Raw genomic sequence first — 25,717 nt, 5'->3', positions numbered from 1 at the left:
GCTCCCCGCCCCCGACGCCGTCAAGCGCGCCCTGGACGTGCTCAAGACCGCCAAGCGCCCCCTCATCGTGCTCGGCAAGGGCGCCGCCTACGCCCAGGCCGACGACGCCATCCGCGACCTCGTCGAGCGCAGCGGCATCCCCTACGTGCCCATGAGCATGGCCAAGGGCCTCTTGCCCGACACCCACGCCCAGTCGGCGGGCGCGGCGCGCTCCCTCGTCCTGAAGGACGCCGACGTCGTCCTGCTGGTGGGTGCCCGCCTCAACTGGCTCCTGTCCCACGGCAAGGGCAAGACCTGGGGGGCGCCCGGCTCGAAGAAGTTCATCCAGATCGACATCGAGCCCCGCGAGATGGATTCCAACGTCGAGATCGTGGCGCCCGTGGTCGGCGACATCGCCTCCTGCGTCGCCGCGCTGCTGGACGGCATGGGCAAGGACTGGGCGGCCCCCCCCGCCGCCTGGACCGACGCGATTCAGGCCAAGCGCGACGAGAACCTCGCCAAGATGGCGAACAAGCTGCGCAAGAACGCCGCCCCCATGGACTTCCACGGCGCGCTCGGGGCGCTCAAGACCATCATCGCCGAGCGGCCCGACGCCATCCTGGTCAACGAGGGCGCCAACACCCTCGATCTCGCCCGCGGCATCATCGACATGCACAAGCCGCGCAAGCGCCTCGATGTCGGCACCTGGGGCATCATGGGCATCGGCATGGGCTACGCCATCGCGGCCGCCGTAGAGACCGGCCACCCGGTGCTCGCCGTCGAGGGCGACTCGGCCTTCGGCTTCTCCGGCATGGAGGTGGAGACCATCTGCCGGTACGACCTGCCGATCTGCATCGTGGTGTTCAACAACAACGGCATCTATCGCGGCACCGACACCGACCCGACGGGCCGCGACCCGGCCACCACGGTCTTCGTCCGGGACGCGCGCTACGACCGGATGATGGAGGCCTTCGGCGGCGTCGGCATCAGCGTAACGACGCCGGACGAACTCTCCCAGGCCGTGAACAAGGCGATGGATTCGGGGCGTCCGACCCTCATCAACGCGGTCATCGACCCGCAGGCCGGCACCGAGAGCGGCAACATCGGCAGCCTCAACCCGCAGAGCACCGTGCGCAAGAAGCCGGCGTGAGCGAGGTTGTTCCCCCCGGGGGGCTGAACGGAACTGTCGTGCGCCATCCCCCTCTCCCCGCTTGCGGGGAGAGGACGCCGAACCCCTCGTCGGGTTCGGCGTAAGCCCGAAGGGCGAGGGTGAGGGGGCTTCACCGGATGAGCCTCCTACGGATTCGCCCCCTCACCTTCGGCTGCCGCCTCGCTTTGCCGACGACAGGGTCGGCAAAGCCCTCTCCCCGCAAGCGGGGAGAGGGACACTACGCCGGCTCGCCCCGGGTTCGAGGCCGATGCGCTCTGGAGGGCAGCCCGACGAAACGTTGCGATCCCCGTCGATACATCGCCTCAACCCTGCGGTGAGACCATGAAAGCCCTCGAAAACATAAAAATCCTCGACTTCACCCACGTCCAGTCGGGGCCGACCTGCACGCAGCTGCTGGCCTGGTTCGGGGCGGACGTGATCAAGGTCGAGCGCCCCGGCGCCGGGGATGCGACGCGCGATCAGCTTCAGGATCTGCCCGACGTGGACAGCCTGTACTTCACCATGCTGAACCACAACAAGCGCTCCATCACCCTCGATACCAAGACGCCGGAAGGCGTCGAGGTGCTGTGGCGGCTGGTGTCCGAGTGCGACGTGCTGGTGGAGAACTTCGCGCCCGGCGCGCTCGCCCGCATGGGCCTGACCTGGGAGACCATCCACGCCGCCAACCCGCGGATGATCCTGGCCTCGGTCAAGGGGTTCGGGCCGGGGGACTATTCCGAGTGCAAGGTCTACGAGAACGTCGCCCAGTGCGTCGGCGGGGCGGCCTCGACCACGGGGTTCCGCACGGGCACGCCCATGGTGACGGGGGCGCAGATCGGCGATTCCGGCACGGGCCTGCACCTGGCGCTCGGCATCGTCACCGCCCTGTACCAGCGCACCCATTCGGGGCTGGGCCAGCGGGTCGACTGCGCCATGCAGGATTCGGTGCTCAACCTCTGCCGGGTCAAGCTGCGCGACCAGCAGCGCCTCGAGCGCGGCCCCTTGCGGGAATACAGCCAGTTCGGCGAGGGGATTCCGTTCGGGGACGCCGTGCCGCGGGCCGGCAACGATTCCGGCGGCGGGCAGCCGGGGCGCATCCTGAAGTGCAAGGGCTGGGAGACGGACCCCAACGCCTACCTGTACTTCATCACGCAGGGGCCGGTCTGGGAGAAGATCTGCGACGTCATCGGTGAGCCGGACTGGAAGACCCATCCGGATTACGCGACGGCCAAGGCCCGTCTGCCGCACCTCAACGAGATCTTCACCCGCATCGAGGCCTGGACCATGGCCAAGACCAAGTTCGAGGCCATGGCGATCCTCAACGCCCTGCACATCCCGTGCGGGCCGATCCTGTCCATGAAGGAGATCGCCGAGGACCCGGGCCTGCGCGCCGCCGGCACCGTGGTGGAGGTCGATCACCCGACGCGGGGGCCGTACCTCACCGTCGGCAACCCGATCAAGCTGTCGGCGAGCCCGACGGAGGTGACGCGCTCGCCCCTGCTCGGCGAGCACACGGCCGAGATTCTTCGCGAGGTGCTCGGCTACTCGGAGAGCGAATGCCAGACCCTGGCGCGCTCCGGTGCCATCGGCGTCCCCGTGGGGATCGCCGCCGAGTAGGCGTTCGGGATCAGGCGATGCCGGCGAAGCGGCCGGCGGAGGCGGCCACGGCGGCGGCGGGCGCGCGGTCGTCGGTGCGGCGGGGGCCGGACTGGGGCGAGAGCCGGTCGGCGGCCTTGATCACCAGGAGAACCTGAAGGGCGATCAGGCTGACGGTCGAGACGATGACGGTGGTGAGCATGCGAGTTCCCCTCGAGCGATGTTGCACCGCTTCTATGCCATGGTGCAGCGCGAGTTGATATATCACATTCCTAACACCAGCCATGCTTCGCCGGCATGACTCGGCCTGCGCGGAGTCGGGGGACCGAGGACGGCGCAGCCCTCGTCGCGCCGCGGGCCGGACGCTTCAGGACTCAAGCGTTTCGGGATTTAGGCGGCTTCGGTTGCGCGGCGAAGCGCCTGTACTCGCTCGGGGTCAGGCCGTGGCGATCCTTGAAGCGACGGGAAAAATGGGCCTGGCCGGCAAAACCGCAGCCGTAGGCGACGGCGCCAATGGACAGGCGCATGCACCGCGGATCGGTCAGGCGCGCCGCCGCCACGTCGAGGCGGCGCTGCCAGATCCAGTCGGAGATGTTGCGGCCGCGCTCCTGGAACAGTTCCTGGAGCCGCCGGAGCGAGACGCCCAGGGCGAGCGCCAGCTCGGCCGGGCTCAGGGTCCGGTCCGCCAGATTGGCCTCGATATGGGCTTTGGCCCGTTGCACCAGGACCGTTCCGTAGAGGGCCTTCGGCGTCTCCATCGCCATGCGCTCGGCGATGCTGGCCACGAGGAGATCGACGCCGATGGAGGACATCCGGGCCGCCGTATCGGGGGGCAGCGTGTCCTGCACGTCGACTAGTTCCTTGAAGAACCGGACGGCCAGTCGGGTGCTGCCGAGGCCGGCGTCGATCCGGAGGGCGCTGTAGAGCGCCGCCGGTCCGAGCAATCCCTCGATGCGATCGCGCGGGATTTCGATCACCAGGGACTGCGTCGGGGCCGCGAAGTCGAGGCGCACGGGCCGCGACCGGTCGACGACGACGATCTCGCCGGGATTGTGGATCAGGGAGCGGTCGTTCTGCCTGCTCGCGGCGGTCCCGGCCAACCGGATGGTGGCCGAGAGGGTGTGCTGCTTGCCATGACGCCGGATGTTCGCCGGAGTCACCTCCGTGGTCAGGGCGCCGAAGGTCGAGCGGGTGATGAGCACGCCACCGACATCCGCCGCTTCGAGCATGCCCTCGAACGGGCCATCCCCGGTCTTCCGCGCCTCGCTCGGGATCAGGCGCTCGTAAGACACGTCCCGCCACAAGTCGAATTTTTTCCGATGCGGGATGTTTTCCGTCGTGACCAGAACCTTCATCCACGGCTCCTACGGAGATCCTGTCTCGAACACGGGCCCGTCTTCGCCACGCCCGCGGCGACAGTTTTGGGTCACACCCGGATCCTTTCGTTGGATCGCTCGATTGCAAAATATGAATGATTTGTCTTATGATTTCATAAGCAATCCGGCGCCTGTGCCAGGGCAACATACCGAAAGAACGACGAAAAAGTCCAATCTCGACCGGCTGTTCCCTCATGCGGGTCGCCACGACTGCCGTCGCTGATCGGAAAAATTGCCGCGCCTACCCTCGCACGCGGCTGCCTTCGACCAAGCCTCCGACCCGTCAATCCGGCTCGGGCGGACGTCCGCGATCCCCCTGTCGGGACGGCTACTGGATTCACACAATTGCGAACGGGCCGATCGCGTGCGGAGACAGGCCCCCTGACGGCATCCGGATGCGGGCGTGAAGCCCAAGGGTGCTCCCTCTCCTTCCAGGCAGGTCGATCGCAGATGATGGTCGCGGTCTGAAGCCGCCGCCGAAGGGGCTGTCGACGAAGCGCCGCCCCCCGTGCGCATCCCCTCGCCCCGCTTGGCTGGGGAGAGGGACGCGTCTCCCCCCTGCCGGGGAGCGCGTCGAGGCGGTAGCCGACGGTGAGGGGGCGATTCCGGGTGAGGCTCTTTCGGAATCGCCCCCTCACCGTCGCTGCGGCTGCGCCTTCGCTCGCCGCAGGCACGACGGGGTGCCTGCGGCCCTCTCCCCGCAGGCGGGGAGAGGGGGATGCGCGCAGACGCTCTGCGCGAATAGGCAAGGGCCGGCCCAAATGCATGCATCCTTCTGCGATCGCCCTGCCTTCCCGGAGAGGGAGCCCCGGTGCGCCGCACGCCCGCATCCGAACGCCTGCCGCTGCACGGAATCGTCCGACTGGTTGTGTGGAACCGGCAGATGAGCGGCGAGGGGCGCCGTGTCCGGTTCGCGGGCGGAATCGGCGGCGGTCGGGCCGTGAAGGGCCGCGGGGGAGATTTTGCGGCGGGTCTCGCTGCGGTAGCGGCCCTTCGCGTGCAGCGCGGGCTCGGACGCGTGCGGGACGGGCGGCGCCCGGCCGTAGCGACATCGCCGAAATGTTGCGCCCAGGCAACACCCTCTGCCCGCGACAGGGCTTTGTCGATCGGCATCTTGAACATCAGAAAAGTGTGAAGCTACAAATCAGTTCAGGGACGCAATGAGTCTGCGCCACGACAGACAATGCGGCACCTCTTGCTTCATTCTTGAGCGGACAGAGCCGTCTTTTAGCCTGCCCGTGTCACGGCGGCGCATCTCATGCGCGATCCGGAGATGTTCATGTCCGATCCCTCGCCCCTGCGGCCCTCGCGTACCGCCGGACTCGGCTTCCTTCTGTGGGCCGGTGTTTCCCACGCGGCCCTCGGCCAGACCGCCGGCTATCGGGATCCCGGCCGGATCGGGGATGTCGCGAGCTGGCGCACGCCCGAGTACCTCGCCGATTACGGCAAGGCGTCGATGTACGCCGATCAAGCCTATGCCCGTGGCATGACCGGCAAGGGCGTCCTGGTCGGTTCGGTCGATTCCGGGTTTCTCGGAACGCATCCGGAGTTCGCCGGCCGTATCACCGCCATCACCAACGCCGGCACCTACGCATCCAGCGGCTTCCGCTACGACAGCGGCACGGCGCGCTCGGACTTCTTCACGGCCGGCCAGCCCTACTCCGTGCCCGGCACCTGGGTGCGCGGCATCAACGACGACCACGGCACCCACGTCGACGGCACCATCGTGGCCCGCCGCGACGGGACCCGCATGCACGGCGTCGCCTTCGGGGCGCAGGTGATCGCCACCAACACCAACGGAACCGACGCGTCGATCTACGGTGCGAATGCCGACTACAATTACTTCCAGGGCGCCTATGGCAGCCTCGTCGCGCAGGGCGCGCGGCTGATCAACAGCTCCTGGGGCAGCCCGCCCCCGCGCGACAGCTACAACACGCCGGCGGGCCTCACCGCAGCCTACGCTCCCTTCACGCGCCAGCGGAGCTGGCTCGACGCCATCGCCGATGCCGGTCGCGCGGGGGTGATCCAGGTCGTCGCCGCCGGCAATGCCGGGGTCGACAACCCGACCATCCGCGCGGCCCTGCCGTATTTCCAGCCCGACCTGGAGACGAATTGGATCGCCGCCTCGGGTCTCAACGGCGCCGATCAGACCCAGTTCAACCGCTGCGGCGTCGCCAAGTACTGGTGCCTCGCCGCGCCAGGCCGCGGCATCACCTCGACGGTGGTGAACCTGACCACCGGCGCGGCCGGGTACGGCTCCAAGAGCGGGACGTCGATGTCGGCGCCCCATGTCAGCGGCGCGTTGGCGCTGGTGATGGAGCGCTACGCCTACCTGACCAACGCGCAGGCGCGCGACGTCCTGCTCACCACTGCGACCCATCTCGGCGGCGGCCCGGCGGACGTGCCGAACGAGACCTTCGGCTGGGGCAAGATCGACCTCGGGCGGGCGATGAACGGCCCCGGCCAGTTCCTCGGCCGCTTCGACGCCCATCTCGGCGCCGGCGTCGCCGATACCTGGTCGAACGACATCTCCGATGCGGCCCTGCGCCAGCGCTTCGTCGAGGACACCGCCGAACATGCTGCGTGGGAGCGGATTCAGGTCGCGCGCGGCTGGACCAACGGCCTTCCGGACACGGCGTCGGCGGACGATCGGGCCGAATACGGGTGGCGGCTCGCTCGCGATCGGGCTTTCCTCACCCGTACCTATGCGGGCGGCCTGACGAAATCGGGCGACGGCGTGCTGCAGCTGACCGGAAACAGCACCTATACGGGCACCACCGAAATCAATGGCGGCCTGCTCGCGGTGAACGGCGCCATCACCTCCCTCGCCAACGTCAATGCGGGCGGCACCCTCGGCGGCAGCGGCCGCGTCGGTGGCCTCAACGTCGCCCGGGGCGGCACGGTGGCACCGGGCAACGCCATCGGGACGCTCGACGTGGCGGGGAGCGTCGCCTTCGCGGCGGGCTCCACCTACGCCGTGGAAATCGCGGCGGGCCGCAGCGACCGCATCGCCGCCACCGGGGCGGCGCAGATCGCCGGCGGCTCCGTCTCCGTCTCCCTGGAGAACGCGACGGCGTCCTTGAGCCCGTCCGAGACCCGCAGCCTGCTCGGCCAGCGCTACACCATCCTGACCGCGGATGGCGGGGTGAGCGGACGCTTCGACGCGACGACACCGCGCTACACCTTCATCGGCACGGACCTGTCCTACGGCCCCAACGGCGTCGGCCTGTCGGTCGCCCGCAACGGCACCCCCTTCGCGGCGGTGGGCGCCACCCGCAATCAGGCGTCCGTCGGCGCCGGTGTCGAGGCGCTCGGGGCCGGCAACCGGATCTACGAGACCATCCTGATCACCACCGACCCGGCCCGTGCGCGGGGCGCGTTCCAGTCCATGTCGGGCGAACTCCACCCGAGCCTGGTCTCCGCGGAATTCGCGACCGCCTTCTTCGTGCGCGAGGCGATCCTCGACCGCCTGCGTTGGGGGCCGACGCCGGGCTCCACCGAGGCCACCGGGTACGGCCTCCCGCCGGCAGCCTACGCGGCGGACTTGCCCGGCCGTTCCCCTCCCATGCCCCCCGTGCCGATGCGGGTCATGGACCCCCGGACCTTCGGTGTCTGGGGCCAGGGCTTCGGCAGCTTCGGTCGGGCGCGCACGGACGGCAATGCCGCAAGCCTCTCGCGCCAGACCAGCGGCTTCGTGCTCGGTGCCGACGCGCGGCTCGAGAACGGAATCCGGATCGGCGTGGCCGGCGGCTACGCGACCACCGGACTCGACACCCCCGGCAGCCTGCAGTCGGGCACGATCGAGAGCGGGTTCGGCGGCGTCTACGGCGGCTACGAATCCGGCGCGGTCTCCCTGCGCCTCGGTGCGGTCTACGCGGACAACGCCGCCCGCCTGCGCCGGAGCATCTCCGTCGCCGGCCTCGGCGACAGCGCCTCCGCCCGCACCGGCGGCGACACGATCCAGGGCTTCGGCGAACTCGGCTATCGCTTCGCCGTCGCGGGCACGCCGGGTCCCTCGCCGGCGGTCTTCGCCCTGTCCTCCATCGAGCCGTTCGTGGGCGGCGCCCTCGTCGCCATCGGGCGGGATCGCCTGGCCGAAACCGGCGGGTTCGCCGCCCTGACCGGAGCGGCGCAGACCTACGAGATCGGCACCTCGACCGTGGGTCTCCGGGCGCAGGCCAATCTCGACCTCGGCTTCGGCGGACCCGTCTCGGCCCGTGCCCTCGTGGGCTACCGCCGGGCCTACGGCGACGTCGTGCCGAAAGCCCTGCTGGCCTTCGGGACGGGTCCCGCCTTCCTGACGGCGGGTCTGCCCATCGATCGGGACGCCGTGGTGGCGCAAGCGGGTCTCGATGTGCGCGTCGGACGCGGCACGACCCTCGGCGTCGCCTATACGGGGCAGGTCGGGGACCGGGCACGGGATCACGCCGTGAAGGGCAACCTCACCTACCGGTTCTAGGGGTCTCTCCGGGATCGCGCCCTCGAACGTCGACCCGCCGCACGCGCGCCGTTCCCGTCGGGGAGGAACCCGCTCCGACGGCCGCCGCGGCGTCGCGCTTCAGGCCACGCGGGCCTCGTCGATGGCGTCGAGGCGGAGCTGGTAGCGGTCGCCCCACAGGGATTCGGCCTTCTCGTACCAGGCCGGATCGAAGAACAGCTTGGCGCAGAACTGGCTGTCCCAGATGCTGACGACGAACAGCTCGGAATCGACGACCTTCACGTGGCGGCTGATGAGCCCGCGCGTGATGCCGACGGACGGGCACATGTCCATGCTCGTCATCGCGTAGGCGTTCTCGCCGCTGAAGATCACGGGGCATTCGAGGATCGCGAGATACCGCATGGTGTTTCCCTTGAAGCGGGCCGCACGCCCGCGCCTGTCCCAACCCGGCCGGGACGCCGCCGCGGCGGCCCCCCGGTGGAGCTCGGGATCACCAGTCCGTGATCCCGGGTGATTTTTGTATTCGAACCGACGACGGGTCAATCCTCAACCGGCCGGACGATGCATTTTACGTCCGGGGGATGAAATTATTGCGTCGCAATACTCTCGCGGCACAGAGCATCGTGCGAAAATACCTGGGGCCCGTGTCCCGACGCGGCGCGAAAGCTGCACGGCGTGGCCCGTCGGACGATCCCCGGTCACGGCCCGGGGGCGGCGGTCCGGGCCGAGGGGGCGGCGAGGCAGTCCCAGATGCTCTCGACGGAGCGCAGGGCGAACCCGTCCATGACCGCGAGGTGCTCGGTCCGGTGCCGGCAGAACGCCGCGAGGCGCTCCTGCGGGGCCAGCCCCACGTCGACGGCGGCGAAGTCGGCCCGCGCCAGGGTCCAGACCAGGGCGTCGAGGACCTCCAGGCCCCCGGCCGTCAGGGCCCGGAAGATGTCGCGCTCCGTGAGCAGGCCGACGATGGCGCCATCGGAATCGGGCCGGCCGTCGATGACCACCAGGGCATCGCTGCCGGGCCGCGACAGCAGCCGCACGGCATCGCGGACGGTGCGATCCGCGCGGATGTAGTGCAGGGCCGCGCCGCGACCGGACGCATCGCTGTTCTCCACGGCATTTCCTCCCGTCGAACTGCGCCGACTGGCACTGGTATGCACAATACCTGCGGGAAACGCCATGATTTTTCCGCGTCGGACGCAAAAACCTGCATCATGCTTCCGGATCGTGCCACTCCGGCGGAGATCGCCGTCCGCCGATCCCGCCGGCGGCCGTCGCCGGATTTCTGATCTTGGCGCGGTGGGAATACGGCGGAGTACTGCACCCCGTCGGCCACACACTGGTCTCGCCAGTCGAACCGTACCCGTCACCAAGCATGGTGCGCTGCAAAATCGAATCTTGCCGCCGCTACTCTTGACGCCGCCCCGTGCACCGCGCAACCCTGGTATTCCAAATACCAGACGGCACCGCCTCGGTGCCCCGGATGCGCGACGGCACGCCATGGCCGATCGCGCATGATGTTGGGACAACAAAACAACCGGAGGATCGTCATGACCAGGGTCGAACCAAGTCAAGTCACACGCGTCGGCGATGGATATCGCTGGGGCCAGCTCGTCATCGGCGTCATCTGCATGGTGATGATCGCCAACCTTCAGTACGGCTGGACGTTCTTCGTCCCCGACATCCAGAAGAAGTTCGGCTTCGACCGCGCCGCCATCCAGTGGGCCTTCACCCTGTTCGTCCTGTTCGAGACCTGGCTCGTCCCCGTCGAGGGCTGGTTCGTCGACAAGTACGGCCCCCGCGTCGTCGTCCTGTTCGGCGGCCTGCTCTGCGGCATCGGCTGGGTCATCAACTCCTATGCCGAGACCCTCAACATGTTCTACCTCGGCCAGGTGGTGGCCGGCATCGGCGCCGGCGCCGTCTACGGCACCTGCGTCGGCTCGGCCCTCAAGTGGTTCCCGGACAAGCGCGGCCTCGCCGCCGGCATCATCGCCGCCGGCTTCGGCGCCGGCTCGGCGCTGACCGTCGCCCCGATCCAGTGGATGATTTCCGACCACGGCTTCCAGGCGGCGTTCTTCAACTTCGGCATCGGCCAGGGTCTCGTCGTCTGCGCGCTGGCGTTCTTCTTCACCTCGCCGAAGAAGGGCCAGGTTCCGGAAGCCGTCAACAACGCCAACATCATCCAGACCCGGCGCAACTACACCCCCGGCGAGGTCGCCCGTCAGCCGATCTTCTGGCTCATGTACTTCATGTTCGTCATCGTGGGTGCCGGCGGCTTGATGATCACCGCCAACCTCAAGCCCATCGCCTCCGACATCGGCGTCGACAAGGTGCCCGTGACGATCATGGGCATCACCATGGTGGCGATCACCTTCGCGGCCACCATCGACCGCGTCCTCAACGGCCTGACCCGCCCGTTCTTCGGCTGGGTCTCGGACAAGATCGGCCGCGAGAACACCATGTTCATCGCCTTCGCCATGGAAGGCTTCGGCATCTACATGCTCTACCTCTGGGGTCACGATCCCCTGTGGTTCGTGCTGCTCTCGGGCTTCGTGTTCTTCGCCTGGGGTGAGATCTACTCCCTGTTCCCCTCGACCTGCACCGACACCTTCGGCACCAAGTTCGCCGCCACCAATGCCGGCCTGCTCTACACGGCAAAAGGCACGGCGGCCCTCCTCGTACCGGTGGCCAACTACCTCCAGCAGAGCACGGGCAGCTGGGACGGCGTGTTCCTCGTCGCCGCGGGTGCCAACATCCTCGCCTCCCTGCTCGCCATCGCCGTGCTGAAGCCCTGGCGCAAGCGCGTCGTCGCCCAGGCGCAGCTCGCCACCGAGACCGCCCCGGCCCCGCGCATCGTCACCGCCTGAGCCGAACGCCACGACACGCGGGGCCGGACATCCGTCCGGCCCCGCACCCGTTCCGGCCCCCCGCACGCGAGCGCGACCATGCCGCCCAAACCCGAATGGCGCCGGATGACCACGGCGCCGCAGACCATCGACAGGGTCTGGCTCCGGCACCCCACCCTCGGCACCATCCTGGCCGAGGGCCGCGCCGGGCGCTGGTACTCCCCCAACGCGTCGGGGCAGGTCTGGCGCTGGTATCGCTCCGAGGCCGGCCTGGAGCCGTTCGAGGGCTGGCTGCCCTTCGAGGCCCTGGCCCCGGAGGCGGTGTCGAAGTAGCGGAGTCCCCGGTGCGCATCCCCTCGCCCCGCGCGCGGCGACTGGACTCACACAGATGCGAACGCGCCGATCGCGTGCAGCGACGGGGTACGGGACGGCATCCGGATGTGGGCGTGGGGCGCATGCAGGCCCCCTTCCGCTGGACGGCAGGGCGATCGCAGCTGATGGTCGCGGTCTGAAGCCGCCGCAGAAGGGCGTCGTCGAAGAAGCAGAGTTTCCGGTGCGCATCCCCTCGCCCCGCCTGCGGGGAGAGGGACGCGTCTCCCCCTCGTTGGGGAGCGCGTCGAGGCGGCAGCCGAGGGTGAGGGGGCGCGTCCGGATGAGGCTCCTCCGACGCAGCCCCCTCACCGTCGCTGCGGCTTCGCCTGCGCTCGCCGCAGGCACGACGGGGTGCCTGCGGCCCTCTCCCCGCAGGCGGGGAGAGGGGATGCGCGCAGACCCTCTGCGCGAACGGGCAAGGGCCGACCCAAACGCATGCACCCCTCTGCCATCGCCCCGCCTGGAAGGAGGGGGACCCGCGCGTCAGCGCCGCCCTCGGCGATGAACCGAATCAAGCGTCGCGGAAAAACGCCACGGCCTGGGCCACCACCTCGGACTGGTGGGCGTGCGGGCCGTCGTATTCGACATATGTGACGTCGTAGCCGGCGGCGGCGAGGCGGGCGGCGTGGGGGCGGGCGCTGCGGTCGATGGGGATCTGTTCGTCCCGTGTGCCGTGGGACAGGAAGATCCGGGGTGCCCCGGCCTGGCAATGCACCGACAAGAACCCGGCCGAGGATGCGACCACGTGGGTGACCACGTCGCCGTTGGCGAGCCCGAGGGACAGGGCGTAGCTGCCGCCGTCGGAATGGCCGGCGAAGACGAAGCGCTGCGGGTCGAGGGGAAAGCGCGCGGCCACCGCGGCCAGGGCCTCGGACAGGCGCTCGCGGTCCGGCCCGTGCCCGCCGATGACGAGGTCCCAGGTCGGGAACAGGGATTGTGGGGCCAGCAGCAGGAAGCCCTCGGCGGCCGCGTGGGCCTCCAGCATCGGCAGGATTTTTTCCGCGCTGCCGCCGCCGCCGTGGAACAGCACCACCAGGGGCACCGGCCGGCCCGGGCGAAGACCGTCGGGCACCACCAGCACCGCGTCGCGGGTGTCGAACAGCCCGAGGGCGTGCCGGCCGGGGGGCAGGGGCGGCGCCACGGGCAGGCGATGGGCGAAGCCGAGGCGGCCGGTCAGTTCCGGCGCGAGGGGAACAACCTCCGTCACGCCGATTCGGCCGGGGTGAGCGGCTTGATCTTGAGCTGGTCGATCACCCAGAGCCAGCCGCCGTCGTCCTGGCGCCGGGCCGTCTCCACGGAGACGTGGCCGTTGGGCAGGCGCGCGAAGGTCATGGCGAGGTCTCCGTTGCGGAGGGCCGGCAGGGTCTCGACGGCGGGGAAATCGGATTTGCGTGCCAGCAGGTCGGTGTAGAATTTTTCGATCTCGGCGTGGCCCGTGGCGACGACGGCGCCGGCGGCCAGAACGGCGTCGGGCTCGTACAGGGCCACCAGACCGGCGACGTCGCCCGCATTGGCGCGGGCGTTGAACAGGCGGGCGAGGTCCTCGGGCGCGTCGGCGCGGCTGGTGTCGGTGGGCATCGCGGATGTCTCCTTTTGAAAAGCTTCGGTTCAGCGCAGGCGTCGTCCGGTCCCGTCCCGGACGGTGACGGCCACGGGGATGCCGGCCTCGACGCTCTGCGACACGGTGCAGAAGCGCTCGAACTGCTCCAGCACCCGGTCGAGGCGCGGCAGGTTTTCGGCCGGCTGGCCGAGCGCGATGGCGACCTCGATCCCGCCGATGCGCAGGCGCCCCTCGGCGTTGCGCACGATCCGGCAATGGGCGTCGGCCGCGACGCCCCCCGCCTCCTGGCGGAACTTGCCGAGGGCGAACACCATGCTGGCGCACAGGCAGTTCGAGACCGCCGCCACCAGGAGCTGCTCCGGGCACGGCCCGAGGCCCTCGCCGGCGGGCGGCGCCTCGTCGACGGGCAGGGCCGCGATCAGGTCGCCGAAATCCACGGTGAAGCGGTAGGCCGCCTCCTGGGTGATGCGGATGCCCGGCCCCCGCCCCACGGCCGGGTCGAGAATCGCGGGGTCGAGAATCGCGGGGTCGGGACTCGGCGCCGGCGACGGTCCCTCACCGGGGGCCGGAATGGTCGGTTGACAGTCCGAAATGCTTGGCATACCAAATACCAACAACAGGCGGACAGAAAAAGCAAGTCCTCGTCAGGCCCGCCAAGGGCCGACGACTGCCGAATGCCCGGAGGAGGCGATCATGCGCTCGGATCATCGTCCGCACCACCCCGTCCCGTCCATGCTGCACTTGCGAACGACTGTCTTGCTCCGCAACAATCCGGCGGCGGACCCGCGCTGAGGCATGGCCGAGTCCGTGGGTTCCCCGACGCAGGCCATCGACTTCGCCGATCTCGTGGGCACGCTCGGCGACGCCGTGGTGGTGTCCGATGCGAGCGGCGCCATCGTGGTCTGGAACGCCGCCGCGACGCGCATCTTCGGCCACAGCGCCGCGGAGGCCCTGGGCCGGTCCCTCGACCTCATCACCCCGGAGCGCCACCGCCGGCGCCACTGGGACGGCTACTTCGAGACCATGCGGACGGGCGTCACCCGGTACGGCGCCGACGTGCTGCGGGTGCCGGCCGTGCACAAGGACGGCCATGCCCTCTCCATCGCCTTCACGGTGGGGATGCTGCACGGCGCCGACGGCACCGTCGCGGGCATCTCCGCCGTCATCCGCGACGACACCCGTCGCTGGACCGAGGAGCGGGACCTGCGCCGCCGCCTCGCCGAATTCGAATCCCGCGCGCCCTCGCCGGGCGCGGTGGAGACGGCCTGACCGGGCCAGACGCCTCAAGGCCAAAACCAAGAGCCCGCACCGAAGCGGACCCTACCGAAACGATTTCGTGTCCGACACCGACCGATCAGGGAGAACGCCGCCATGAGTAAGCCGCTTGAGGGTATCAAGATCATCGACTTCACCCACGTCCAGGCCGGTCCCGCCTGCACCCAGCTCCTGGCTTGGTTCGGCGCCGACGTGATCAAGGTCGAGCGTCCCGGCTCCGGCGACGTCACCCGCACCCAGCTGCGCCACGTCGAGGATGCCGACGCCCTCTACTTCACCATGCTGAACTCGAACAAGCGCTCGCTCACCCTCGACACCAAGACCCCCGAGGGCAAGGAAGTGCTCGAGACCCTGATCAAGCAGTCCGACGTCATGGTCGAGAATTTCGGCCCCGGGGCGCTCGATCGCATGGGCTTCTCCTGGGCCCGCATCCAGGAGCTCAACCCGGGCATGATCCTCGCCTCGGTGAAGGGCTTCTCCGACGGCCACCATTACGAGGACCTCAAGGTCTACGAGAACGTGGCGCAGTGCGCCGGCGGCGCCGCCTCCACCACGGGCTTCTGGGACGGCCCGCCCACCGTCAGCGCGGCGGCGCTCGGCGATTCCAACACCGGCATGCATCTGGCCATCGGCATCCTCACGGCGCTCCACCACAAGAACAAGACCGGCACCGGCCAGAAGGTCGCCGTGTCCATGCAGGATTCGGTGCTCAACCTGTGCCGGGTCAAGCTGCGCGACCAGCAGCGCCTCGATGCCCTCGGCTACCTCGAGGAATACCCGCAGTACCCCCACGGCGAGTTCACCGACGTGGTGCCGCGGGGCGGCAATGCCGGCGGCGGCGGCCAGCCCGGCTGGGTGCTCAAGTGCAAGGGCTGGGAGACCGACCCCAACGCCTACATCTACTTCACCATCCAGGGTCACGCCTGGGCGCCGATCTGCAAGGCCATCGGCAAGGAGGAGTGGATCGACGATCCGGCCTACAACACCGCCCGCGCCCGCCAGGACAAGATCTTCGACGTGTTCGCCGTCATCGAGGCGTGGCTCGCCGACAAGACCAAGTTCGAGGCCGTCGACATCCTGCGCAAGTTCGACATCCCGTGCTCGCCGGTCCTGTCGATGAAGGAGCTCTCCGTCGATCCGTCGCTCCGCGCCAGCGGCACCGTCGTCGAGGTCCCGCACCCGAAGCTCGGCTCGTACCTGACCGTGGGCAGCCCGATCAAGTTCTCGGACATGACCGTCGACATCGTCGCCTCGCCCCTGCTCGGCGAGCACACCGACGAGGTGCTCCTCGACCTCGGCTACACCCAGCAGCAGATCGAGCACCTGCACCAGGCCCGCGCCGTCTGACGTAAAGCCTCCGAAGCGGCGCGCCCCAGGGCGCGCCGTCCGCATCTCGGGCGCGGGGTGACTGGCCCGTCGAACCGGTGCGCATGTCCCCTCTCCCCGCCTGCGGGGAGAGGATCGCAGGCACCCCGTCGTGCCTGCGATGAGCGCAGGCGAAGCCGCAGCGAGGGTGAGGGGGCGCTTCCGGAGGAGCCTCTTCCGACCGCGCCCCCTCACCTTCGGCTGCCGCCTCGTTCGAGACCCGGCCAGGGGTCTCGAACCCTCTCCCCGCAAGCGGGGCGAGGGGATGCGCGCTTGCCCGCCTTGATCTTGGCCGGGTTAATCGAGACCGCATCGATCTGCTATGACGCCGGCGCTTCGACGGCCCCCCGCTGCGCCCCGAGACGAGAACGTAACGGGCTCCCGTCACGCCCCCCACGACACGCCCCGCAAAACAGCGCCGAGGCCCGTTCCGACGATGCGCCTGTCCCTGCGTCACCTCCTGCCGGACACCCAGCCGTTGAGCCGGCGCGAGCGCCTGCGCTCGGCCGCCGGGGCCCTCGTCGGCATCCTGGTGACGGGGCTCGTCGGCCGCCTCGCCCTCGGAGCGGACCCGGCCTGGCCCGCCCTCATCGCGCCCATGGGGGCGTCGGCGGTGCTGCTCTTCGCCGTGCCGGCGAGCCCCCTGGCCCAGCCCTGGTCGATCCTCGGCGGCAACCTCGTGGCGGCCCTGGTCGGGGTCACGGCGGCGCATATGATCGCCGATCCCGCCGTGGCGGCGGCCGTCGCCATCGGGGTCGCCATCGGCCTGATGACGACCCTGCGCTGCCTCCACCCGCCGAGCGGGGCCGTCGCCCTCACGGCGGTCCTCGGCGGCCCGGCGATCCACGACCTCGGCTACGGCTTCGTCCTGTGGCCCGTGGCCGCCAACTCGCTGCTGCTCCTGGCGGTGGCGATCCTGTTCAACAACCTCACCGGGCGGGCCTACCCGCATGCCGGCTCCCAGAAAGCGGCCGACCCGGCGCCCTCCACCCGCGGCGGCGTCACCACGGCCGACCTCGACGCGGTGCTGGACGCCTACGATCAGGTCCTCGACATCGGGCGCGACGACCTCAAGGCGATCCTGGCGGGGGCGCAGCTCGCGGCCTACCGCCGCCGCGCCGCCGGCCCGGTCACATGCGCGGCGATCATGTCCCGCCACGTCATCGCCGTGGCCCCGCACGCGCCCCTGCACGAGGCCCTCGACCTCCTGCGCCGCCACCGGGTCAAGGCCCTGCCGGTGACCGACGAAGGCGCGCGCATCCTCGGCATCGTCACGCAGACGGACCTGTTGGACAAGACCGTGTGGGAGCGGCCCGGCCCGCGCCTCGGAATCGCCCGGCGCGTCGCCCTGACCCTGGCCCGGGGCCGCGCCCCCCACGGCAGCGTCGAGGACATCATGACGAGCCCCGTGCGCTCCGTCCGCCCCGACACGCCCATCGCCGACCTCGTGCCGTGGATGCAGGATGCCGGCCTCACCCACCTGCCCGTGGTCGGCCCCGACGACCGCCTCGTCGGCATCGTGTCCCAGGCCGACCTCGTGGCCGAGCTGCTGGCCGAGGCCGTCGGGGCGCGCCGGCCGAGCCCCGAACCCGCCCTCGCCTGACCCGGCGCCCGCGCGAACGGCCCCGCGTCCGGAACTCCGGCCGGGATCGGCGCTTGCTTCCATGACGCCGGCCTTCCGCCCGGCCAAGTGGACTGCCAAGAGGACTGCCATGTCGAGCGATACGGACAAGCACCAGGCGCTGCTCCAGGGCCTCAAGGCGGCCCAGGGCAAACACGACGGCACCTTCGAGCAGGCCGTCACCGCCGCCTTCGAACACGTCTTCGACCACCTCGAACGCCTGAACTCCCACGTCTCCGCGGGCGGGCGTGACGGCGAGGATCGCCCGCTGAAGGCCGGCGAGTCGTCGACCCTGCGGTAGGCCGCGCCGCGCGGGCAGTGCGGGACTTGTCTACTCGTGTGGTCTGAAGCCGCCGTCGCAGTGCGTTGTGCGAGACGCGAAGTCCCAGGTGCGCATCCCCTCGCCCCGCTTGCGGGGAGAGGGACGCGTCTCCCCCTAGTCGGGGAGCGCGTCGAGGCGGCAGCCGAGGGTGAGGGGGCGATTCCGGAAGAGCCTCCTCCGACGAAGCCCCCTCACCGTCGCTGCGGCTTCGCCTGCGCTTGCCGCAGGCACGACGGGGTGCCTGCGGCCCTCTCCCCGCAGGCGGGGAGAGGAGAGGATGCGCACCCACGCTCCGCCCGGCGTACCAGGGGTTTACGCACACGCGATCATCCCTCTGCTATCACCCCGCCCCAACTGGACGGGGGCCCGTGCCGCTTCCCGCCCGCGCTTCGCGGCGTTCGAAAACACCCACCCGGCAGCGGCATGAATCCGGCGGGGCCTCACGACGGCGCGCGCGAAGCTCGCGGATCAGGTACCGGCCTCAGAAGACGTGGCGAAGGATAAAGAACAAAGTCCCGGCGATGACGATGGCGGCCGGCAGGGTCGTGACCCAGGCGAGCGCCATGTTGCGCACCGTCGACATCTGCAGGCCCGAGCCGTTGGCCGCCATGGTGCCGGCGACGCCCGAGGACAGGATGTGGGTGGTCGAGACCGGCAGGCCGTAGAGCTCGGCGAGCCCGATGGTGCCCGCGGCCACGATCTCGGCCGAGGCGCCCTGGGCGTAGGTCAGGTGGGTCTTGCCGATCTTCTCGCCGACGGTGACGACGATGCGCTTCCAGCCGACCATGGTGCCGAGGCCGAGCGCCAAGGCGACGCAGACCTTGACCCAGCCCGGGATGTAGCGGGTGCCCTCGTTGAGGAGCTCGGTGTAGCCCTTCAGGGTCTTCGTCTCGGCCTCGGACAGGGTCGCGCCGGATTTCGGCAGCAGGCGGATCGCGTCGGAGGCGAGGTACATGTCGTTGCGGACGTTCGAGGTCGCCGCCGCCGGGACCTGCTGCAGCGAGCCGTAGCCCTTCACGGACGCCGCGATGTCGCCCGAGAGCGCGGCGAGGGCTGCGAACACCTCCGGCTTGTCGAGGGCCTTCGCCTTCAGGGCGTCGGCGACGATCTTGCGGGCCTCGGCGGCCTCGGGGCGCGCCGCCCCGCCGGCATGGGCCGAAAACACGGCGCCGGCGGCCTCAGAGGTCTGGACGAAGGCCGGGGTCGCGTCGGCGGTCATGGTTCGGTTCAGGGCGTAGGCGGTGGGGGCGGCGCCGATGAGGATGAGCATGATCAGGCCCATGCCCTTCTGCCCGTCGTTGCCGCCGTGGAAGAACGACACCAGGGTGCAGGTCAGGATCAGGACGCCGCGGATCCAGAGGGGGGGCGGCGCGTCGCCCTTGGGCGCTTCGTACAGGTCCTTGCGGCGCACGGCGAACTTGAGGGCGAGGAGCAGCAGGGCCGCCGCCACGAAGCCGCAGACCGGGCTGAAGGCCAGCGCCTTGAACACGCCGAACGCCTGGGTCCAGTCGACGCCGGAGGTGCCGTCCTGACCGCCCATGAGCTGGTTGGCGACGCCGACGCCGAGCACCGAGCCGATGAGGGCGTGCGAGGACGAGTTCGGCAGGCCGAGGGCCCAGGTGCCGAGGTTCCAGATGATGGCGGCGAGGAGCAGGGAGAAGATCATCGCGTAGCCGGCGCCCGAGCCGACCTGCAGGATGAGCTCCACGGGCAGCAGGGTGACGATGGCGTAGGCGACGGCGCCGGACGACAGCAGCACGCCGAGGAAGTTGAAGGTCCCGGACCAGATCACCGCCACGAGGGGCGGCATCGAGTGGGTGTAGATCACGGTGGCGACGGCGTTGGCGGTGTCGTGAAACCCGTTCACGAACTCGAAGGCCAGGGCGATCAGCAGGGCGAGGCCGAGGAGCGCGAAGGCGCCCATCGCCAGGGGCTCCTGATGCACCGCGTTCAGGTCGGCGATCAGGCTGAAGACGGCGTAGCCGAGGCCGGCCACGAGGACGAGCAGGAACGCGATGACGCCGCCCGGATGGATGGCGTGGTCCAGGGTGGGCTTGCCGGTGGGACTGGGCGCGACCGGTCCGGTCGAGGCCAGGGCAGCGTCGGACATGGCGGCATCCCAAAAATTTCTTCGTCACGACCGGGATTAAACCGGGCCCATGACCGTCGGGTGACGGTCCAGGAGACGGCGGCGCAGGCGCCGACGATGCGGTCGGGCCCGTTGCGGACAGCCATAACCGCTGGAGCCACGGCGAGCCGGTCGGCGTCTCACGCGGCGGAGGTCATCGCCGGCGCCATCCTCGGGAGACGCGAAGCCGTCCTGTGCGGCCGCGCGACGGAAGCGACCGCCGCGAACAGGGCGAGGCCGGCCAACACATCGACGAAGTAATGGCCGCCGATCACGATGGTGGAGGCCATCACCACAACGGTCCAGACCACGACGGGCAAGCGCAGGGGCCGTACGGGCAGGAAGGCATGCGCCGTCGCGCAGGCAAACGCGGCATGAAACGACGGAAACGTGATGACGCCGTTCAACTCCGACAGGCGAATGACCGTCGCGAGTTCGGACCGGAAGGCATCGAAGGTCGGGATGTGATAGAGGCCCGCCCCCAGCGGTAGTCGCGCGACGACGTCGTCGGGGATCTGCAGTCCGGGAAAGGCTCCGATGGCGGGGAACGGAATCGACAGGAGCGCACAGGCGAGCCCGGAGAGACCGATCATGGCGCAGAACCGCCAGGCCGCTTCGGCTCGACGCAGGACGACGAGGATCGAGGGCGCAAACACCAGCAGAACCACCGAAAACTGGCAGGCGAACGCGAGGGGGCCGTGCAGGACGGTCCAGTGCGAGACGGTTTCGACCATCGCTCGCGCATCGAGGCCGAGCATCGCATCGGCTCAGATCAGCGCCCCATCGACCAGGGGCGCGTTCACGGCCAGACCGGCGAGCGCGACAACGCCGATCATGCAGGACGCGCACAGGTTCACGGCGAGGGTCCCGATCAGATCGGCGATGAACGGTTCCGGCCGGTAGCGCGTATAGAACGCCTGGATGGCAACGAGGAGGCCGATGCCTGCCGTCCACATCAGCCCGTGCGACGGCTCGATCCGAAGTCCCGTCGCCGCCGTCATGCCGAGGGCGCACGCCGTTGCCGTCACGGCGGTCGCCCAGGCCAGGGTTTTCGGGTGCATGCTTGGTATCCTACGTCCCATCGAGCATGTACGCCGTGTCTAAAAGAACTCTTGATGAAGACCGATCTTTGAACAATCAGGGTTTATCCGACGGCCGTTCAATGACCGCCGGATCGGACGAGGCTAAAACGGCTTGCGGACGGGCGAGGCGCATGATCGCGACGGGGGGTCCGGCCCGCCGGAGCCGTGACCGATCCCGCTGGATCGGATCGCCTCTCCCGCGCCTTGTGTCATCGTGCCCCCGCGCGACGAAGCGGTCGCCACGCCGCCGCGGGAGCAGGCCAAGAGCAGGGCAGGAGCACCCCGGGGAGGCAGCATGACCGATCTCGCGCGGAACAAGGCGACCGTGATCGCCTTCTACGACCTGATGTTCAACGAAGGCCGGCCGCGCGAGGCGATCGCCCGCCATGTCGGCGGCGCGTACATCCAGCACAATCCGCACGTGGCCACCGGCAAGGACGGCTTCATCGCGTATTTCGAGCGCATAGCGCGGGAGTGGCCGGGCAAGCGCGTCGAAATCAAGCGGGCCATCGCCGAGGGCGAATTCGTCGTGCTGCACTGCCTCCAGCACTGGCCGGGCGGCGACGACTACGCGGCCATGGACATCTTCCGCCTCGATGCCGACGGCAAGATCGTCGAGCATTGGGACGTGATGCAGACCCTGCCCGAGCATTCCGCCAACCCGAACGGCATGTTCTAGTGGATCAAATCCGACGCCTGGTACCCGTCCTGAACGACCGTACTGGGTGGTAACCGGACCCTAGCTTTTTGCCTTAAAGCAGACGTTTCGCCTCCAGCCTCCTTCGGACTTCAAAACGGTCATGGCGGCGGCCAAGGTGTTAATTGGATAAATGTTATGAAAATGCATATTGGTGCCATATTACTAGTGGCGTGCTGTTTTTATGCTTTGTATTCATACAAAAACCAACTCTATTTTGCATATAGATATAAAGTTTTTAAATCTATGAGCGTCAACTTGCCGTTGTCTACGAACCCTATAGGTTTTTGGTTTGGTGTAATATTAGTCACAGCTTTGAGTATTTTCTTTTTGGTTGGGGCTATAATGGCAATTTATGTATTGTTTTTAGGTAATTTACAGCAGCCATAACACTTAAGCTTATTGACAGTATTTTTAACGTTCTATCTTCGACCTGATTTAAACATTTCCGGGCCCGCTCTTGGTGGCAAGCGGACCCCGGCCATGCGTCCGTAAGCGGACGTTCCGCATTCGACCCTTCTCGGCCACTGGGAAGGTCCGCTTCCAGGCTGTTTAAACAGCCACCAATGACCGGGTTGGGTGGATTTGCGACCGTCTGCTTTAAGATCAGGCGCGCAGGAAGCGGACGTAGTGCTCAAAGGGTGCAAGGCTGCAAGCTATGGTGTCTCGGTGGCGATCAGTGATTCTCGCGACGGCGTTGAGCTTGACCATGATTGGCGTGGCTTCCGCGCAGGGGGCACGTTTTCGTATCGAGGACCCACTGCCGGACGAACTCAAGGGCCGTGTTGCGGCGCTTATGCGCTCCGAGAGGCCAAAGGACGCGGAAGCGGCACTCGCCGCCGCTAGGATCAAGGATAATCGGTTCTGGCGCGAGGGCGGCCCCCTGCTGCTGCGCATCGAGAGCGGGTGTCACGGAGACCTCTGCATGGTGATGATCGGCAAAGTGACGGATCAAGCCATCATCCCTCAACTGACGCTCAGAGCCGGACCTACGGTCACCGTCAGCGATGAGCTAGTTGAACTATGGGGTATCTGGTCCACGAGCTTCATTTTCGAGGGCCGTGGGGGCACGAGGATCGATGTCTGGGGTCGCCGGGGAGACCACGGAGACAGTTGGATCGCTGATGCGTGCGGCGGCTGTTTCTCAGCATCTGGAGCGAGATCGAAGTCAGACCTATTGCCGCCGCCTTCGGACAAATCGCCGAATTGAGCCTGAAGACCTCCGCTTCCGAGAGCAGGGTTGATCGAGCAATACGGCGAGGTCGGGTCGATAACCGGACCCTGACCTGTCGTCCCGAAGCGGACGTTCTGCATTCGACCTAAATAGATCATTTATCGCCGGTTGCGACTTCCACTCACGCAGACATTCATGAGCTGTCAAGGGGCTGTGCAGTCGAGAAGATTTTCTATACGTTGGTCCTGCACGAAGAGCGACCGGTTCAAGCTCAAGCTTTCTTCTTTGAGGAGAGCGGCGTTTGGATACTTGACGTATCCATGCATCATTAGCGCTTCAGAACGGCATTGAGCCGTCTGACATGCCGGCGAGCGGTCGGGGTGGATCAAGCCTAGAGTGTGCAGCATCTCGTGGCCCATCCCGCCGATCCATCGACACCGTCCGGCGATCTCGGCTCCGTTTGCCTTCTCGCAAGCGGGCACAATCGTTTCTCCGCTAAGGCCACGTAGATCGTTCGCCGAAACCACTGCAAGTCCGCTGCCGCCTGCACCGGATTGTCCGCAGGCGTGATCGGCATCAACGTAGGCCATGTAGCGGGCCTTCGGGTCGTTCAGTTTGGCAACGCCCAGGCGCGTGAGTTCTTCGAGCGTGTTTCGGTAGAATGCACTGTAACCGGTGTGACGTTCGACTGAGCTGAACCATTTCGCAGGCTTGTCAGACCGCACAATCCGAACGGTTGGGTTTGCCAAACGGAACGTCCTGCCGTTCAGCTTTTGTCCAAGCCACGATTGAAAGTGTCGGGCTGCGAACGAAATTCGCTCGGGATATGCCTTCGAGACTGATCGATCACTCGGCACCAGATAGATGAAACTCACTTCACCCGGTGGACCGGCATTCATTTGTTCGACTTCCGCGCTTGATGCGGAGTGAACCATGAGGAACGCCAATGCGATAAGAAAGGTGGTGCGTATCGATGACATGCCAAGAGCGATAGCGCGTCGTTATTGACAAGTGGTATCCAGCGATATGAATGACCCTCGGTTTCACCAAGCAGCCTCAAAGCGGACCTTCCCAGCGCCCGCTACGGGTCGTAAGCAACCCCTCCCCGCCGGGACCAAGCGTCGGATTTCGTCTACTGGATGTTCGATCCCAGCATTGGGTCCATCGCGCGGCGGCTTCTCGACGAAAAGCCACGCCCGCGCAGACGGTCGAGGACGCCGTCTCGACTTCGTCCCACCGGGCGGCGAGGCTTGCGATTCCGCCGCTGTTCCCGATCTGCTTGCGGTACCGCTCGGCAACCGAGACTGTTGCCTGCCGACAAAGAATAGGATGGCAGCTTCCTGCGCACGGAACTGCCGATCCATGGGATCACGCCGGTCATTGCACCGAACGCCAACCGGAAGACCCCGCCGGCCTGCGGCGACCGAGCCCAGGGATCACGCTCGCTCGGGAAGCCATGGAAAGCGCACTCCGTTTCATCGTCTGTTCCGGGGCTTCACGCCTGCAACCGGTTGCCGTCTCATGACTGATACCAACTCCGGTTGATCGATTCGGATTGAGTAGCCGCGACGGGCCCCCTCTCCTGTTTGGGAGAGGGTTGGGGTGAGGGTCGTGGACTGTCCGGAGACTCCACACACCTCACCCTGTCCCTCTCCTTCCAGGAGAGGGGACCCGCGCCTGGGGAGGAGGGGACCCGCATGGCACCGCGTCACCGAACGGATCAGGCGGAAACCGTATGAGGCCCGACGAAGTCGCGCTGAAGCAGCGCAACCGGGATTTCGATCTCCTGCCACGAGCTGCCGTCGAAGCGATGCACCCCGTGCGCGCGATCGAAATACACGAGACCATGGCCGACGGCGCGCATGCAGAGCGGTGCGGGTGTCCCGCAGTCGATGCCGAGCCCAGGCATCGGACGCATCGGCGTCAGGGTCTGCCCGTCGAACCAGTGCAGTGCGGAGTCCGAGCAGAGAACCATCCGGCCCTCGAAGCGTGTGATGCCGACGAAGTCGCGACCACGGTCACCGGGACGGGAGCGGTCGGTGAGGGTGCCGGTCACCGGATCGCCGTTGAGGATGACGCCGTTCGTGCCCACCGCCCAGACCTCGCCCGAAGGCTCGACGAGGATGTCGCGCAGTTCCTCTTCCGATCCGGCCTCGACACGACGCCAGGCGCCGTCCGATCCCGTGAGGAGGAAGCCGGAGGCGACGCCGCCGAGCCCCTGCTCCCTGGCCCAGTTTTCCGCCTCGATGCTGAGCGCTTCGAAGCGCGCAAGGTCGCCAGCCTGTGCCGCTTGCAGCTGCGCCGCTTCCAGCTCGGCGGGAGGCTCCCAGAACTCGGGTATCAGCGTGCCGATCGCATAGGCCGCTCCGGTCGCGCCCTCCGCCAGCCGGTCGAGCCGCCCCTGTCGCGCGATCGCGGCGTCGTCGATCGAGACGCGCGTCCAGGCATCCGCGCCGGTGCGCCGGTAGAGCTGTCCCTTGGCGCCGCAGGCGTGAAGCGAACCATCCAACACCGCGAGGCCGCCGAGCGCGCCCGAGCCATCGGCATCGGCGCTGTAGATGCCGGCGCCGGGAATCTTTTCAACGACGACGGGGTCGGTGAGGAGGTAGACTGTCCGACGTCAGCACCTGTGGGACAGAATGAGGGTCTTCACGAACGGAGGATGGCTGGTTCATCGTAGCCCCTGAGGAGCGAAGATGAAGCAGACATCCGGACCGGCCAAGAAGCCGGCAGAAGCG

At 68.2% G+C, this 25,717-nt stretch carries 23 protein-coding genes; 11 read left to right on the top strand and 12 right to left on the bottom strand.

Annotated features, from left to right (window positions below):
* Together oxc and frc (FV218_RS15640) are read left to right on the top strand one after the other, a co-directional pair.
* Positions 1–1,129 (top strand): oxalyl-CoA decarboxylase (gene oxc / locus FV218_RS15650; protein ID WP_147710654.1); only part of this gene is annotated, 1,129 nt, incomplete at its 5' end.
* Between the two features lie 342 nt (positions 1,130–1,471).
* Positions 1,472–2,746, top strand: coding sequence for a formyl-CoA transferase (gene frc, locus FV218_RS15640; protein WP_056087942.1), 1,275 nt, complete (start codon positions 1,472–1,474; stop codon positions 2,744–2,746).
* 10 nt (positions 2,747–2,756) lie between these two features.
* On the opposite strand, the gene FV218_RS22840 is transcribed toward frc (FV218_RS15640), so the two are convergent.
* Positions 2,757–2,927: a hypothetical protein gene (locus tag FV218_RS22840; RefSeq protein WP_187273079.1), complete on the bottom strand. Its 171-nt coding sequence runs from the start codon at positions 2,925–2,927 to the stop codon at positions 2,757–2,759.
* 172 nt (positions 2,928–3,099) lie between these two features.
* A complete protein-coding gene (locus tag FV218_RS15635) occupies positions 3,100–4,080 on the bottom strand; it encodes a helix-turn-helix domain-containing protein (RefSeq protein WP_147710652.1) in 981 nt (326 codons plus the stop codon).
* Between the two features lie 1,300 nt (positions 4,081–5,380).
* Here FV218_RS15635 and FV218_RS15630 point away from each other — a divergent pair.
* On the top strand, positions 5,381–8,560 hold the full coding sequence (locus FV218_RS15630) for an autotransporter serine protease (RefSeq protein ID WP_187273078.1): 3,180 nt from the start codon (positions 5,381–5,383) through the stop codon (positions 8,558–8,560).
* A gap of 99 nt (positions 8,561–8,659) precedes the next feature.
* Here FV218_RS15630 and FV218_RS15625 read toward each other — a convergent pair whose 3' ends face one another.
* Both FV218_RS15625 and FV218_RS15620 read right to left on the bottom strand, forming a co-directional pair.
* Positions 8,660–8,941 (bottom strand): hypothetical protein, encoded by a 282-nt coding sequence (locus FV218_RS15625; protein WP_147710648.1) that lies wholly within the window; start codon positions 8,939–8,941, stop codon positions 8,660–8,662.
* A gap of 296 nt (positions 8,942–9,237) precedes the next feature.
* Positions 9,238–9,651 carry a CBS domain-containing protein gene (locus FV218_RS15620; RefSeq protein WP_056087954.1) on the bottom strand — a complete coding sequence of 138 codons (414 nt, stop codon included), beginning with the start codon at positions 9,649–9,651 and terminating at the stop codon, positions 9,238–9,240.
* A 435-nt stretch (positions 9,652–10,086) separates the two neighbouring features.
* On the opposite strand from FV218_RS15620, the gene oxlT reads away from it, so the two are divergent.
* Positions 10,087–11,403 carry an oxalate/formate MFS antiporter gene (gene oxlT / locus FV218_RS15615; RefSeq protein WP_147710647.1) on the top strand — a complete coding sequence of 439 codons (1,317 nt, stop codon included), beginning with the start codon at positions 10,087–10,089 and terminating at the stop codon, positions 11,401–11,403.
* Between the two features lie 78 nt (positions 11,404–11,481).
* The gene (locus FV218_RS15610; protein WP_147710645.1) at positions 11,482–11,715 is read left to right on the top strand and encodes a hypothetical protein; all 234 of its coding nucleotides are present in this window, start codon (positions 11,482–11,484) and stop codon (positions 11,713–11,715) included.
* Positions 11,716–12,265: 550 nt separating this feature from the next.
* On the opposite strand, the gene FV218_RS15600 is transcribed toward FV218_RS15610, so the two are convergent.
* From FV218_RS15600 to FV218_RS15590, 3 genes are read right to left on the bottom strand one after another with little or no spacing between them, the layout of a single operon-like run.
* Positions 12,266–12,961: an esterase gene (locus tag FV218_RS15600; RefSeq protein WP_147710643.1), complete on the bottom strand. Its 696-nt coding sequence runs from the start codon at positions 12,959–12,961 to the stop codon at positions 12,266–12,268.
* Positions 12,958–13,332: a nuclear transport factor 2 family protein gene (locus FV218_RS15595; RefSeq protein ID WP_147710642.1), complete on the bottom strand. Its 375-nt coding sequence runs from the start codon at positions 13,330–13,332 to the stop codon at positions 12,958–12,960. The genes FV218_RS15600 and FV218_RS15595 overlap by 4 nt, the downstream gene beginning before the upstream one ends.
* Before the next feature lie 30 nt (positions 13,333–13,362).
* Entirely contained in the window at positions 13,363–13,806 is a 444-nt protein-coding gene (locus FV218_RS15590) for an OsmC family protein (protein ID WP_246685140.1), read from the bottom strand.
* A gap of 304 nt (positions 13,807–14,110) precedes the next feature.
* Between FV218_RS15590 and FV218_RS15585 the strand changes: the two genes are divergently transcribed.
* The 4 genes from FV218_RS15585 to FV218_RS15565 all read left to right on the top strand — a co-directional run bounded on the left by FV218_RS15585 (position 14,111) and on the right by FV218_RS15565 (position 17,877).
* Positions 14,111–14,584, top strand: a complete 474-nt coding sequence (locus tag FV218_RS15585; protein WP_147710638.1) for a PAS domain S-box protein — start codon at positions 14,111–14,113, stop codon at positions 14,582–14,584.
* Between the two features lie 102 nt (positions 14,585–14,686).
* Positions 14,687–15,937, top strand: coding sequence for a formyl-CoA transferase (gene frc / locus FV218_RS15580; protein WP_147710636.1), 1,251 nt, complete (start codon positions 14,687–14,689; stop codon positions 15,935–15,937).
* Between the two features lie 454 nt (positions 15,938–16,391).
* On the top strand, positions 16,392–17,558 hold the full coding sequence (locus tag FV218_RS15570) for an HPP family protein (RefSeq protein WP_147710635.1): 1,167 nt from the start codon (positions 16,392–16,394) through the stop codon (positions 17,556–17,558).
* A 109-nt stretch (positions 17,559–17,667) separates the two neighbouring features.
* The gene (locus FV218_RS15565; RefSeq protein WP_056087971.1) at positions 17,668–17,877 is read left to right on the top strand and encodes a hypothetical protein; all 210 of its coding nucleotides are present in this window, start codon (positions 17,668–17,670) and stop codon (positions 17,875–17,877) included.
* A gap of 502 nt (positions 17,878–18,379) precedes the next feature.
* Here FV218_RS15565 and FV218_RS15555 read toward each other — a convergent pair.
* The 3 genes from FV218_RS15555 to FV218_RS15545 all read right to left on the bottom strand — a co-directional run bounded on the left by FV218_RS15555 (position 18,380) and on the right by FV218_RS15545 (position 21,087).
* On the bottom strand, positions 18,380–20,008 hold the full coding sequence (locus tag FV218_RS15555; protein WP_147710633.1) for an inorganic phosphate transporter: 1,629 nt from the start codon (positions 20,006–20,008) through the stop codon (positions 18,380–18,382).
* A 158-nt stretch (positions 20,009–20,166) separates the two neighbouring features.
* The gene (locus FV218_RS15550; RefSeq protein ID WP_147710631.1) at positions 20,167–20,784 is read right to left on the bottom strand and encodes a phosphatase PAP2 family protein; all 618 of its coding nucleotides are present in this window, start codon (positions 20,782–20,784) and stop codon (positions 20,167–20,169) included.
* A gap of 9 nt (positions 20,785–20,793) precedes the next feature.
* Positions 20,794–21,087, bottom strand: coding sequence for a hypothetical protein (locus FV218_RS15545; RefSeq protein WP_147710629.1), 294 nt, complete (start codon positions 21,085–21,087; stop codon positions 20,794–20,796).
* A 316-nt stretch (positions 21,088–21,403) separates the two neighbouring features.
* On the opposite strand from FV218_RS15545, the gene FV218_RS15540 reads away from it, so the two are divergent.
* Together FV218_RS15540 and FV218_RS15535 are read left to right on the top strand one after the other, a co-directional pair.
* Positions 21,404–21,787 (top strand): nuclear transport factor 2 family protein, encoded by a 384-nt coding sequence (locus FV218_RS15540; RefSeq protein WP_147710627.1) that lies wholly within the window; start codon positions 21,404–21,406, stop codon positions 21,785–21,787.
* 697 nt (positions 21,788–22,484) lie between these two features.
* A complete protein-coding gene (locus FV218_RS15535) occupies positions 22,485–23,015 on the top strand; it encodes a hypothetical protein (RefSeq protein WP_147710626.1) in 531 nt (176 codons plus the stop codon).
* 167 nt (positions 23,016–23,182) lie between these two features.
* On the opposite strand, the gene FV218_RS15530 is transcribed toward FV218_RS15535, so the two are convergent.
* Both FV218_RS15530 and FV218_RS15520 read right to left on the bottom strand, forming a co-directional pair.
* Positions 23,183–23,959 carry a hypothetical protein gene (locus tag FV218_RS15530; protein WP_147710624.1) on the bottom strand — a complete coding sequence of 259 codons (777 nt, stop codon included), beginning with the start codon at positions 23,957–23,959 and terminating at the stop codon, positions 23,183–23,185.
* Between the two features lie 740 nt (positions 23,960–24,699).
* The gene (locus FV218_RS15520; RefSeq protein WP_147710620.1) at positions 24,700–25,491 is read right to left on the bottom strand and encodes a hypothetical protein; all 792 of its coding nucleotides are present in this window, start codon (positions 25,489–25,491) and stop codon (positions 24,700–24,702) included.
* Positions 25,492–25,717: the final 226 nt, after the last annotated feature.

Origin of the sequence: Methylobacterium sp. WL69 (assembly GCF_008039485.1) — a bacterium.
Taxonomy (GTDB): Bacteria; Pseudomonadota; Alphaproteobacteria; order Rhizobiales; family Beijerinckiaceae; genus Methylobacterium.
The sequence above is the reverse complement of the archived record's forward strand: the minus strand, read 5'-3'. Positions and strand labels throughout refer to the sequence as shown.